This is a genomic window from Acidovorax benzenivorans, assembly GCF_028680575.1.
Lineage (GTDB): Bacteria > Pseudomonadota > Gammaproteobacteria > Burkholderiales > Burkholderiaceae_C > Acidovorax > Acidovorax benzenivorans.
This window is the reverse complement of record NZ_JAPCKI010000001.1, coordinates 707,524-719,846: the sequence shown is the minus strand read 5'-3', so window position 1 is coordinate 719,846 and position 12,323 is coordinate 707,524. Positions and strand designations below refer to the sequence as shown.

Below are 12,323 nucleotides of genomic sequence, written 5' to 3'. Positions count from 1 at the left end.
TCAGTCAGGAGTGCGCAGCGCGAACGGCGGGGGGAGGAGGAGATTGCTCAGGCCGCTTGGGTGGACTGCCAGCCTGCGATCATGCCGTGCAGTTCGGCTGCATCGGTACAGGCCTTGAGCTTTTCACGCAAGGCCGAATCGCTGAGCAACTCGGCAATCTCGGAGAGGATTTCCAGGTGCTTTTGCGTGGCCGCCTCAGGCACCAGCAAAAAGATCAGCAGGCCCACCGGCAACTCGTCCGGCGCATCGAACCCGATGGGGTTGAGCAGCTGGAACACAGCCGCCATCGGCGCCTTGAGGCCCTTGATGCGCCCGTGGGGAATGGCCACACCATGACCCAACCCCGTGGAGCCCAGGCGTTCGCGGGCAAACAGGCTGTCGGTGATCAGCGCCCGGGAGAGTCCGTGTTGGCTCTCGAACAGCAGACCCGCTTCTTCAAAAGCACGCTTCTTGCTGGTGGCGTCCACGCTCACAAGCACTTGAGCGGAGGGCAGGATGGAGGCGAGTCGGTTCATGGTCAAGGGTAACAATTATGCACATATTGGCGAAAACCCTGAGCGCGGCACGCCAGGCAACAAAAAAACCGCCCAAGAGGGGCGGCTGCTGTGCCAGGCTCAGGGCTGGCGCATCAAGCGTGCAGTTCGCGCTTGACGGCTTCGTGGTGGTGGTCTTGCAAACGGTCCTTGTGGCGCACCACCTGGCGGTCCATCTTATCGACCAGCTCGTCCACGGCTGCATACAGGTCGGCGTGGGAGCTTTCGGCAAACAGGTCGCTGCCCTTGACGTGGATGTTGCATTCCGCTCGCTGTCTCTTTTCCTTTTCCTTTTGCTTCTCTACCGTCAGCAGTACCTTGACATCGACAACTTGGTCAAAATGGCGGGTGATCCGATCCAGCTTGGTGGTGACGTAGCTGCGCAAGGCGGGAGTAACTTCGAGGTGGTGACCGCTGATCGTCAAGTTCATAAATAAGTCTCCTGTGGCTCTCGGTGGAAAAACGCCGTCCTGGATCAGAGGAGCGGCTCGGCGGACTTGGATGCATCTGTTGTTGACGTCGTGGGTTCACTATGCCCCCGCCCTCCCCGAAATGCAATCCCATACCGCCGCAGGCCGCTGGGTTATGCCCGGCAAGGTGCCAAGCGCCCGAAAAGCGCGCACAATGGGTTGGCTCAGAGAGCGCCAGCTTGCCGGCACAGCCCCAGGGCAAACTTCATCGGGCAGACGGCGTCGCACCGTGCAGCTGCAGGCGCCCCGCCACCAACATTGACAGCGCGCTGGCGCTGATCCCCACCAGTGCAGCCACCCAGTAGTTCTGTACCAGCCCCTGCGCATCGCGGCTGATCAAGACCCCGCCCACAAAAGACGCCACCCCCATCGCAGCCGATTGCACGGAGGCATTCAAGGTCATGAAGGTCCCCCGCAAAGGCGCATGCGCCGCCGAGGCAATGATGGCCATGCCCGGGATCATGCGGCCACTGACAAAGGTGAACATCAGCGTGGACACCACCAAAACGCCCCACAGCGGCAACCCCTGCACAAGGGTGATGCCCAGGATGCAGGGAAGCCCCGCGAGAGCCAGCCACCGAAAAGTGAGCACCTTGCCATTCCGGTCGGTCATGCGCCCGAACAGTCGCGCCGTGAACAAGGTCACCACCCCGCCACACAGGTACACCAACGGCACCTGATCGGCCCGCACGCCAGCATTGGTCTGCATGTAGATGGTGATGTAGGGGATCACGGTAAAACCCGTAAACATCAGCAACGCCGAGAACAAAAACGCCCAGCGGTGATTGCCGTCGGCCAGCACCTGCTTGATGCCGCCCAACACAGACCGACCATTGGCAGCCTGAACATGACCCGTCATGGCGGGCATCGTGCGCGCAGCCAGCACAGCCAGCACACCCACCATCGCAGCAATCGCAATGAACGGCAGATTCCAGCCTCCATACGCTGCCAGGATCAGGCCCAGGGGCACACCCGCCACCGTGGACACAGAGAACGACGTCATCACAATGCCCATGGCACGGCCGCGCCGCTCAAAGGGCACCACGTCCGCCACGATGGTCTGCGACAGGGCAGACAGCACGCCACCAAAAGTCCCCGCGAGAATGCGCGCCACCATCAGCGTGCCGTAGGTGGGCGCAAGGCCGCAGGCCAGCGTCGCCAGTCCGAACAGGCCATAGAGCACCAACAGCAGCCGCTTGCGCCCTAAGCGGTCGATGTAAGTCGAAGCCAGCAGGCCTGACGCCCCGGCCGACAACGTATAGGCCGACACCAGCAAGCCAAACTGCGCGTCGCTGATCGCAAACAGCTGCGTGAGCTGCGGCCCCAGCGGCATCATGATCATGAAGTCGAGGATGTGGGTGAACTGGATGCCTGCCAGCGTCAGCAGCAGCCACAGCTCGCGGCGGGGAGAAATCTCAGGGTTAGGAGAAGACACAGCAGACGGCCGTGAAGGCCCAGGCAGGTTCAGGGCCGCCCAGTGTGCCGCATGCATACCCGGCGCGCCCCCCTGCCGCCGCATTCCCTTGGGAAACCGACGCGCTCCAGACCGGCGCGTAAAATCCGAGGGTTGCGCCCAGGCCTCACCTGTCGCACCCCCTCCCCCTACGTTCTTCGGACTGCCCGCAGCGGATACCCACCGCCCACACCGACACCATGACCCAGCCCAGCTCCACCGCCCTGCACACTTCGGCCCTGACTTCGCTGCCCCTGTTGGCACGCGGCAAGGTGCGCGACAACTACGCCGTGGGCGACGACCGCATCCTGATGGTGGCCAGTGACCGCCTCTCGGCATTCGACGTCATCATGGGCGAGCCCATTCCCGGCAAGGGTGAGCTGCTCACGCAGATGGCCCTGTTCTGGTTCGACAAGCTTGGGCATATCTGCCCCAACCACCTCACAGGCGACGCCCCCGAGAGCGTGGTGAGCCCCGAAGAGGCCCCCCAGATCCGAGGCCGCTCGATGCTGGTGCAGCGCCTCAAGCCCATCCCGGTCGAAGCCGTGGTGCGCGGCTACCTGGCTGGCAGCGGCTGGAAGGAATACCAGGAGTCGCGCTCGGTCTGTGGCGTGCCCCTGCCCGAAGGCCTGACCAACGCCGCCAAGCTGCCCGAGCCCATCTACACGCCCGCCGCCAAGGCCGCCATGGGTGAGCACGATGAGAACATCACCTTCGAGCGCACGGTAGAAATGATCGGTCTGGACCTGGCCACCCGCATCCGCAACCTGAGCATTGCCATTTACAAGGCCGCCGCCGAGATCGCCCTGGCCAAGGGCATGATCATTGCCGACACCAAATTTGAGTTCGGCCTGGCCCCCGATGGCGCGCTGGTACTGATGGATGAGGTGCTCACGCCCGACAGCTCCCGCTACTGGCCGGTGGAAGGTTATGCCGAAGCCCTGGCCAAGGGCGAGAACCCTCCCAGCTACGACAAGCAGTTTGTGCGTGACTGGCTGGAGCAGGCCCAAGTCAACGGCAAGCCCTGGGACAAGACAGCGCCTTCGCCCCGCCTGCCCCAGGCGGTGATTGAGAAGACAGCCGCCAAGTACCGCGAGGCGCTGGAGCGGCTGACGAGCTGACCCGGACAGCTGTCAGCTGTTTGCGCGCATATAAAAAAGGCCCTTGATGGGCCTTTTTCTTTGGAAATGCGCCTTTTCAGCTCAGTACCACACTCGACAGCCGTCGGCGGTACGTGGCCACCACCGGGTCTTCGGGCGGGATCTGGCCCTCGGCGACCTTGGGCTTGGGCGCCTCGATCAGTTCGAGGATGGCGACGTAGGTCTTGCGGGCAATCTCTTCGCTCCACGCCTTGTCGCGCATGAGGATTTCGAGCAGCTCGTCCATGGCGTCGGTCCAGCGCTGCTGGGTGATGAGCCAGCGGGCGCGGGCATAGCGGGTGTCGAAATCCCGCTTGTTCGCGGCAATTTTTGCCTCAAATCCGGCCTCAGCGGAGGCGTCATATGCGCCAGACGCTACAAAATCAAGAGCATCCATCCAGGTCTTGAGGGCGCCCAGCTTGCGTGACATGGCGGCCTTGGCGATCACGGGGGCGAAAGCCACCTTGGCATCGTCCTCGCGCCCCAGCTGCAGCAGCAGCTTGACGTAGTCAAAGCGCGCGTCGTCATTGGCTGGGTCGGTCACGACGGCATGTTGCAGCTTCTCCAGTGCGGTGCCGGTATCGCCCTCGGCCAGTGCTTCCTGCGCCTCTTCTTCCTCCGCCTCGGCCACCATTTCTTCGGCGGTGGGCACGTGCTTGTCGAGGAAGGCACGCACCTGGCCTTCGGGCAAAGCGCCCATGAAGCCGTCCACAGGCTGGCCGTTCATCAGCAGCACGCAGGTGGGGATGCTGCGGATGCCGAACATGCCTGCCAGTTGCTGCTCCTGATCGGAGTCGATCTTGGCGAGCTTGAAGCGGCCGACATACTCCGTCTCCAGCTTCTCCAGCACCGGGCCCAGCGACTTGCAGGGGCCACACCAGGGCGCCCAGAAGTCCACCAGCACGGGCACGTTCATCGAGGCGGCAACCACCTCGGCTTCAAAGTTCTCTACGGTGACGTCAATCATGATTGGTGTGGGGCTTAGAACCAGTGGAACAAACAGTTTGCGCGCTATTTTGGCCGATCGAAACAGCCCCATGCCGGGAAGGGAGGCGCAAAAAGTAAAATCGCGGGTTCCACCCACAGCGGCACAGCAGGCGACGCCTGCCAGCCAGCACCCTCCACACCATGAAACCCATCCAGATCGGCGTGGTCATGGGTTCCAGCAGCGACTGGGACACCATGCAGCATGCAGTGCAAATCCTTGAACAGTTCGGCATCGCCCATGAGGCCCGCGTGGTCTCGGCCCACCGCATGCCCGATGACATGTTTGCCTACGCCGAGGCCGCCGCTGTCCGGGGGCTGAAGGCCATCATCGCCGGGGCCGGCGGCGCTGCCCACCTGCCCGGCATGATCGCCGCCAAGACCACCGTGCCCGTGCTGGGCGTGCCCGTGGCCAGCCGCCACCTGCAGGGGGTGGATTCGCTGCACAGCATTGTGCAAATGCCCAAGGGCATCCCTGTGGCGACGTTTGCCATCGGCACCGCTGGTGCGGCCAATGCCGCTCTGTTTGCCGTAGCCCTGCTGGCCAACGAAAGCCCCGAACTGCGCCAGCGCCTGGAAGCCTTTCGTGCCGAGCAGACGGAAGTGGCCCGCAACATGACCTTGCCACCCGCTGCATGAGCGCCAGCATCAACCCCCTCCTGCCGGGATCGACGCTGGGCGTGCTGGGTGGCGGCCAGCTGGGCCGCATGTTTGTGCACCAGGCGCAGGCCATGGGCTACTTCACGGCCGTGCTTGACGCCGACCCGACCAGCCCCGCCGGGCTGGTGAGCCACCACCACATCCAGACGGGCTACGAAGACCCGCAAGGCTTGGCCGAGCTGGCCCGCCTGTCGGATGCGGTGACCACCGAGTTCGAGAACGTGCCCGCAGCCGCGCTGGCCGCCCTGGCTGCGCAGCGCCCCGTGTCACCCGCCGCCAGCGCAGTCTCTGTGGCGCAAGACCGCGCTCGGGAAAAGGCCCACTTTGTGGCCTGCGGCGTGCCCTGCGCGCCGTATGCCGTGATCGAGTCGGCAGACCAGTTGGCTGCTGTGTCGCCCGACCTCCTTCCCGGCATTCTGAAAACGGCCCGCATGGGCTACGACGGCAAGGGCCAGGTGCGCGTGAAGACGCCCGCCGAGCTGGCCGCTGCCTGGGATTCCGTGGGCCAGGTGCCCTGCGTGCTGGAGAAGATGCTGCCCCTGCAGCTGGAATGCTCCGTCATCGTGGCGCGCGGTGCCGATGGGGCGATGGTGCACCTGCCCGTGCAGCGCAACCTGCACCGCGACGGCATCCTGGCCGTGACCGAGGTTTATGAAGGAAATCTGCCGCAAGCGCTAGTGGATCAAGCGGTGAGTGCTGCGAAATCTGTAGCAGAAGGCCTGCAGTATGTAGGTGTGCTGTGCGTGGAGTTCTTTGTGCTGCAAGACAACAGCCTCGTGGTCAACGAGATCGCCCCGCGCCCGCACAACAGCGGCCACTACAGCCAGAACGCCTGCGACGTGTCGCAGTTTGAGCTGCAGGTGCGCACCATGGCCCGCCTGCCGCTGACGCAGCCGCGCCAACACAGCGCTGCCGTCATGCTGAACCTGCTCGGCGACCTGTGGTTTGCCCACGGCGACGCGGCGCAGACCCCGCCCTGGGCCCAGGTACTGGCCCTGCCCGGCACCCATCTGCACCTGTATGGCAAGCGCGACGCCAAGCGCGGCCGCAAGATGGGCCACCTCAACGTGACCGGCGCCACCCCCGAGGCTGCGCGCGCCACGGCCCTGCAGGCAGCAGCGCTGCTGGGCATCGAGCCCTTCTGAGCCGGGCTGTTTCCATGATTCTCGACGGCAACGACTCCCAGGCCATCGCCACCGCTGCGCGCGCTGTGCGCGGCGGCGCCCTGCTGGGCCTGCCCACCGAAACGGTGTATGGCCTCGCGGCCGATGCCAGCAGCGATACCGCTGTGGCACAAATCTTCGCAGCCAAAGGGCGGCCCAGCGACCACCCGCTGATCGTGCACGTGGCCAATGCCGAGGGCATTGCGCATTTCGCCAGTGCGGTACCGGACTTCGCACAGAAGCTGGTCGATGCGTTCTGGCCGGGCCCGCTCACGCTCATCCTGCCGCGCCTGCCCGGTGTGGCCACCGCCGCCACCGGCGGGCAGGACAGTGTGGGACTGCGCTGCCCCGCGCACCCCGTGGCCCACGCCCTGCTGCTGGCCTGCGCGGCTGCGGGCGATGGCAACGAAGCTGGCGGCCCGCCCGTGTGGGGCGTTGCAGCCCCCAGCGCCAACCGTTTTGGCCGCGTGAGCCCCACCACCGCCCAGCATGTGCAGGATGAGCTGGGTGCCGACCTGCTGGTGCTGGACGGCGGGCCCTGCGACGTGGGAATTGAAAGCACCATCGTGGATTGCACGCGCGGTGTGCCTGTGCTGCTGCGGCCCGGCGCCATTACCCGGGCGCAGATTGCGGCGGCTTGCGGCATGGCCCCGCTGTCCAAGGATGAATTCCCCACGGCCACACCCCGCGCCTCAGGCACGCTGGAGGCCCACTACGCCCCCAACGCCAAGGTGCGGCTGATGGACGCGAAGGCGCTGCAGACCAGCCTGGACCTGCTGGGCGCTGATGCCGCCCGCATCGCGGTCTATGCCCGTGCGGCGCTGCGCACCCAGTCCTCCAGGCTGGTCATGCGCCGCATGCCCGATGACGCGGCGGCCACGGCGCAGCAGCTGTTCGCCGTGCTACGCGGGTTTGACGACGAGGGCGTGAAGCTGATCTGGATCGAGACCCCTCCGGCCAGCCCCGATTGGGAGGGCGTTCGCGACCGCCTGCAGCGCGCCTCCGCCGCCTGACCCGGCACGATGGCGCCGCTTTACATCCGTTGACTTTGCGTCGTTAAACTACCCCCACTTTTCTGGAGAAATACATGGCAGCAAATTGGATGCGCCGCACCATCATGGTCGCCGCATGTGCGTCGGCCGCGTTGCTCGCGGCCTGCGGTTCCAGCACCACCGAATCGGCCATCTCGCCCCAGCGCTTCATTGCGTTCGGCGACGCCATGAACGATGTGGGGCAAAACGGTTCGCGTTACACGGTCAATGACGGCAGCGTCAACAACTGGACCCTGCAACTGGTGGCCAACTACGGCAAGTCGCTCGCCCCGGTCTCCGCAGGCGGCCTGAGCTACGCCACGGGCAACGCCCGCGTCAGCGCCAAGCCCGACGCCGCAGGCAATGCCAGCACCCGTACCGTCACCGAACAAATCGATGCCTTTCTGGCCAGTGGCAGCTTTGCGGCTACCGACGTGGTGATCGTGAGCGGCGGCGTCAGCGACGTGATCGCCGGAATGGCCGCTGTGAACGCGGGCACCCAGACCCAGGACGCCATGGTGGCCGCCGCCCGCAAGGCCGGTGAAGACCTGGCCGCGCAGGTGCGCCGCCTGGTGACGGCAGGCGCCAAGTATGTGGTGGTGACCGGCACCTACGACCTGAGCAAGACCCCCTGGGCCGAGACCATCGGCCGCGAGGCCCTGCTGACCAACGCCAGCAGCCGCTTCAACGAAGGCCTGCTCGTAGGCATCGTAGACCTCGGCGCCAACGTGCTGTACGTGGACTCGGCCTACTACGTGAACCTGTACACCAGCGTGCCCGGCAACTATGGCTTCAACAACTCCACGGCAGCGGTGTGCACGTCGGTGGACGCCACCAACGGCATTGGCATTGGCGCGGGCCAGGTCAACTCGGCCCTGTGCACATCCTCTACGTTGCTGTCGGGTGCCAATGTCACCTCGTTCGTGTTTGCCGACACCGTGTACCTCACGCCGTCGGCCCAGCGCCAGTTTGGCACCTACGCCTACGACCGCCTGCGTGCACGCTGGTAAACAGGCGCAACTCAGGCGCCAAAAACAAAAGGCCGCCCACCGGGCGGCCTTTTTTGTGGGCGGATGGTCTGCCCCCTTGTAGGGGTCAGAACCGATACACCACGCCCAATGCCACCACGTTGGGGTTAAGCTTGACGTTGATGGTCTGGCCGGTAGACAGCGTGTCGCGTGTCTTCACAAAGGTCTTGTAGTACGCCAGGTCCAGCGACCACTGATTGTTCAGCGCAATGCTCACGCCCACTTGCGGCGTCAGGCCAAACCGCGATTCAGCGCTCAGCGTGGTGGGGCGCGAGGGGTTGCCGCCGGTCAGCCCGGTCAGCGCGGCGGTGCCCCGCTCCTTGAAGAACTTGGCGTAGGTCACGCCCAGGCCCACATAGGGGCGCACCCGGGCATTGGCCTCCAGAAAGCGGTACTGCGCAAACACGGTCATGGGCAACACCTTGACCTCGCCGATCTTGCCCACACCGCCGATGGCGCCCGCCCCCATGACGTCGTGCTTGAAGGGCAGTGCGAGCGGCACGTCCAGCGCCCAGTGGTCGGTGACCATGTAGGTAACGCCACCCGCCAACTGCGTGTCGGCACGCACGTCGACCTTGGTGCCGGTGAAGCTGGGGGCTGACAGGTCGCCACTGGTGACCTGCGGCGAAATTTGCGTGACGCCAGCCCGCACCAGCCAGCTGCCTGCGGTCTGCGCCTGGGCGCTGCCGGACAGCGTGAGTACCAGTGCCGCCACAGCACCAATCAAGGAAGGGGTGATGATTTTTGTTTGCATGATGTAGTGAACCCTTCAACAGCCGATTACAGCCAGCCAGCGCGGGCCAGCGAACGCGACACCAGCTGGCTGACCAGTTGGTGGCCGTACGGCGTGGGGTGGAAGCTGTCGGAGAACGCGTAGGTTTTCCACCAGTCCGCACCGCCCGTGGCGCCTGCGGGCGGAGTCTGCGCCGACAGGGCTGTTGCCGTGCAGGTGGGGAAGGTATAGGTGGGCAGACCGTCAGCGCCCATTCCGGTGATGGGACATGCGGTGTTCTTGGCGTTGGTCAGGCCGAATTGCGCGGGGTTGGCCATCTGGTCGTTGAACGAGGTGTAGAAGTCCACGACCACCACCTTGCTATTGCCCGCAAAACGCTTGGCCAACTGAGCGTTGAAGGCTTCGAGCCAGGCCTTGAGCAGGCCCTGCACCTGCGCACTGGCTGCGGCGCCCGCTGACGCCGTGATGCCGCCAAGCACGTGCTGCAGGCGAGGCGTCTTGTCAATGGCCGGCATGTTGAGCACCGCCACACGCTGCGCGCCCTTGCTCAGGGCATTAGCTTCGATCGCGTCGTGGAACTTGTCAGCCAGCGCCACCATGTAGGCACCGCCCACCTGGGCCTGGCCCGTGGCGCCGCCCGCCAGACCAGCGCTGACCGTAGCCGCAGGCAGCAGAGTGGAAAGCAGGGCGCCGAAGGACTTACCGCCGTCCTTGGATGCCAACAGGTAGGCACCGATGAGGTCGGCGGCATCGTTGCCACCGCCGTCAATCAGCAGCAGGTCACCCGCACCGAAGCCGTCGACGCCTGCGTCAGTCAGTTGCTTGACGATGGACGCAGGCGATGCGGGTGCCGCGAAGTTGTTGATGCGCCCGCCACCAATGGCGTAGTTGGTGCAGCCCGCCGCGTTGTTGAAGGCGCTGCCGGTGGACACATAGCGGGGGCAGAGCGTGCTTCCGTAGCTGCTGGCCACCAGCTCGGGCCAGATGGGGGTGGACGACGGGCCCGTGGGCGCACTGCCTTGCACCGTGAACTTGAAGCCAAAGGTGCCGCTATCGGCAATGCTGTCCCCCATGACCTTGACGGTCTTGATGGGCGCCACAGGGGAGGTGTCGGCACCGCCGCCTCCGCACGCGACCAGCAGCGACGCTGCCGCCAAAGAAACCCACAAAGCCTTGCGCTGGAAAACCATCGGTATCACTCCTGTTATCGTAAAAATAGAACGACCGTGCTATTCCATGCAAATCTTATTCGCCAAAACAAAAAAGCCCCACCGGGTAAACACCGGTGGGGCTTAGGGGGTGGGTTCTAAAAGCCTGTGAGCCCGTTGGGCGCTTCACACAAGCCTTGGGCCGATCACTTGACGGTATCGAACACCGCCTTGGCCTGCGCGTGGCAGAACGGCGGCTCATAGGTGCCGTGGTAGTTGCTGTAGTAGGTGGCAAACGCGGCCGAGTTGGGGTCGGTCGGTGCCTTGCCGCCGGGGCCATAAGTGGCCTGAATGGCGGCGTCTACATCGACGGACGTCACGTTGGTCACGCCACGGCTGTCAAAGTCTGCCTTCATGACGGACTGGTGCACGGCAGGGGGCACGGTGGGGTCACCCACGCCACCACACAACATCACGCGCGCCTTGGGGGTCCAGCCCAGCAGGTCGTTCTTTTTGGCGGCCAGGTACAGCGGGTGGGTGGTGCTGGTCTGCGATCCGGTCGTGAACGCTGACTGGAACAGTGCGTCGCGCGCCTGGTTGGGCGTACCCGAGGGCAGCGTGCCCGTGGTCACCAAGGTGGTGTAGTTGAGCGTGGGGTGGGGCAGCAGGTTCTCGATGTAGCCGGAGTACGGTGCCTTGAACACGTCCTTCACGTCGGTGTAGACGGTGCCATAGACCTTCTGCCAGGACGTGACGAGGTAGGGCACAAAGAACTGCACACCCGCGATGGCGTCTGGAATGCGCAGCGAGCCCGACAGGTTATACGGGCCTGCCAGGTGGGCGCCTGCGACCACGTTGAATTCGGTGCCATAGTCCCGCTCGGCTGCGCGCTGTGCGGCCATGGACGAGTGACCACCCTGCGAATAGCCGGTGAACATCACCTTGCCCGACAGCGTGGCGCCCACCGAGCTTGCCGCGTTGCGTGCGGCACGCACCGAGTCGACGACCGAGGTGGCTTCTGAATCGGCATGCAGATAGGGGTGGTAGCTGTAGCCCGACTTGGCAAAGCCCAGGTAATCGGTGGCCACCACGGCATAGCCCTGCGCGGCATACATGGCCGCCAGCAGGAAGGTTTCGTTGTCCTGCGGGTTGGCCAGGGTGCGGGGCTTTTGCACATCGGTGCCCTTGGCATAGGCCACCAGCGGGGCGGCCGTAGTGCAAGTACCGGCCGGCACCAGCATCACGCCAGAGGCGTTGGTGCTCTCGCCACTCTTGGCACCCACGGTCGCATAGTTCAGCGACACCACCTTCACATCGCACTTGGCCTTGCCGCTGAGCGCCTGCAGGCCGCTGCTGGCCGTGGCCGCATCGATCTGCGCCACGGTGAGCGTGGTCAGTGTGGCGGGAGGGTCAATCAGCGCGCCGCGTGCCGGGTCGTCGGAGCCACCGCAGGCAACAAGCAAGACCGCAGCGGCGGCCACACAGGTAAGGCGGAAATAGGTCATGGATGGATACCTCGGTCAGTGAAGAACGACGCATCGTGCGCGCACCTGCGCTGCAGCATCCATAGGGGATAACGCGGGAGACCACGCGTCGCCAGACACCTAAGCGACAACACTCCGGGGCCTCCCGGCCCGATCAATCGGGACGGCGCGCGCCGTACAGCACCTTCATACCCAGAATGGTGCCCGCCAGGGCCAACGTGATGGCATTGGCCACCACGATGGGCCAGGCCACGAGCGCCAGACCGTAGGCCAGCCACAGCGCCACGCCCACCGTAAAGACGCTGTACATGCCCAGCGAGATACCGCTCACGTCGCGCGTGCGAAAGGTGTGCAGGGCCTGCGGCACAAAGCTGCAGGTGGTCAGGCAGGCGGCCAGGTAGCCGATCAGTTCATGGGTTTGCATGGTGGGGAGGGCACAGGGCAGTGCTGATTATTCACCAGGGCCTGTTCACACTATTTCTGCCAGTGCGGACGGC

Annotated in this window: 13 protein-coding genes; 5 read left to right on the top strand and 8 right to left on the bottom strand. The window is 65.0% G+C overall.

Annotation, left to right across the window (positions count from 1 at the left end; all coding sequences use genetic code 11):
• Positions 1–47: 47 nt before the first annotated feature.
• The 3 genes from OIN59_RS03345 to OIN59_RS03335 form a co-directional block, all read right to left on the bottom strand.
• Entirely contained in the window at positions 48–515 is a 468-nt protein-coding gene (locus OIN59_RS03345; RefSeq protein ID WP_137749207.1) for a PTS sugar transporter subunit IIA, read from the bottom strand.
• Between the two features lie 113 nt (positions 516–628).
• Positions 629–964 (bottom strand): ribosome hibernation-promoting factor, HPF/YfiA family, encoded by a 336-nt coding sequence (gene hpf, locus OIN59_RS03340; protein WP_274107097.1) that lies wholly within the window; start codon positions 962–964, stop codon positions 629–631.
• A 244-nt stretch (positions 965–1,208) separates the two neighbouring features.
• Positions 1,209–2,438 carry an MFS transporter gene (locus OIN59_RS03335; RefSeq protein WP_274107095.1) on the bottom strand — a complete coding sequence of 410 codons (1,230 nt, stop codon included), beginning with the start codon at positions 2,436–2,438 and terminating at the stop codon, positions 1,209–1,211.
• Positions 2,439–2,656: 218 nt separating this feature from the next.
• Between OIN59_RS03335 and OIN59_RS03330 the strand changes: the two genes are divergently transcribed.
• Positions 2,657–3,577: a phosphoribosylaminoimidazolesuccinocarboxamide synthase gene (locus OIN59_RS03330; protein ID WP_274107093.1), complete on the top strand. Its 921-nt coding sequence runs from the start codon at positions 2,657–2,659 to the stop codon at positions 3,575–3,577.
• A gap of 76 nt (positions 3,578–3,653) precedes the next feature.
• Here the strand turns inward: OIN59_RS03330 and trxA are convergent, their stop codons facing one another.
• Positions 3,654–4,562 carry a thioredoxin gene (gene trxA, locus OIN59_RS03325; RefSeq protein WP_274107091.1) on the bottom strand — a complete coding sequence of 303 codons (909 nt, stop codon included), beginning with the start codon at positions 4,560–4,562 and terminating at the stop codon, positions 3,654–3,656.
• Positions 4,563–4,723: 161 nt separating this feature from the next.
• Between trxA and purE the strand changes: the two genes are divergently transcribed.
• The 4 genes from purE to OIN59_RS03305 all read left to right on the top strand — a co-directional run bounded on the left by purE (position 4,724) and on the right by OIN59_RS03305 (position 8,443).
• Positions 4,724–5,218 (top strand): 5-(carboxyamino)imidazole ribonucleotide mutase, encoded by a 495-nt coding sequence (gene purE / locus OIN59_RS03320; protein ID WP_274107090.1) that lies wholly within the window; start codon positions 4,724–4,726, stop codon positions 5,216–5,218.
• Positions 5,215–6,384: a 5-(carboxyamino)imidazole ribonucleotide synthase gene (locus OIN59_RS03315; RefSeq protein ID WP_274107087.1), complete on the top strand. Its 1,170-nt coding sequence runs from the start codon at positions 5,215–5,217 to the stop codon at positions 6,382–6,384. Before purE ends, OIN59_RS03315 begins: the two co-directional genes overlap by 4 nt.
• Positions 6,385–6,398: 14 nt before the next feature.
• Positions 6,399–7,415, top strand: a complete 1,017-nt coding sequence (locus tag OIN59_RS03310) for an L-threonylcarbamoyladenylate synthase (protein WP_274107085.1) — start codon at positions 6,399–6,401, stop codon at positions 7,413–7,415.
• 74 nt (positions 7,416–7,489) lie between these two features.
• Complete coding sequence (locus OIN59_RS03305) at positions 7,490–8,443, top strand: SGNH/GDSL hydrolase family protein (RefSeq protein ID WP_274107083.1); 954 nt, start codon at positions 7,490–7,492, stop codon at positions 8,441–8,443.
• Between the two features lie 85 nt (positions 8,444–8,528).
• Here OIN59_RS03305 and OIN59_RS03300 read toward each other — a convergent pair whose 3' ends face one another.
• The 4 genes from OIN59_RS03300 to OIN59_RS03285 form a co-directional block, all read right to left on the bottom strand.
• Positions 8,529–9,215, bottom strand: a complete 687-nt coding sequence (locus OIN59_RS03300) for an OmpW/AlkL family protein (RefSeq protein ID WP_274107081.1) — start codon at positions 9,213–9,215, stop codon at positions 8,529–8,531.
• Between the two features lie 26 nt (positions 9,216–9,241).
• The gene (locus OIN59_RS03295; RefSeq protein WP_274107079.1) at positions 9,242–10,384 is read right to left on the bottom strand and encodes an SGNH/GDSL hydrolase family protein; all 1,143 of its coding nucleotides are present in this window, start codon (positions 10,382–10,384) and stop codon (positions 9,242–9,244) included.
• Between the two features lie 164 nt (positions 10,385–10,548).
• On the bottom strand, positions 10,549–11,847 hold the full coding sequence (locus OIN59_RS03290) for a lipase family protein (RefSeq protein ID WP_274107077.1): 1,299 nt from the start codon (positions 11,845–11,847) through the stop codon (positions 10,549–10,551).
• Between the two features lie 133 nt (positions 11,848–11,980).
• Positions 11,981–12,250 carry a SemiSWEET transporter gene (locus OIN59_RS03285; RefSeq protein ID WP_274107075.1) on the bottom strand — a complete coding sequence of 90 codons (270 nt, stop codon included), beginning with the start codon at positions 12,248–12,250 and terminating at the stop codon, positions 11,981–11,983.
• Between the last annotated feature and the right edge of the window lie 73 nt (positions 12,251–12,323).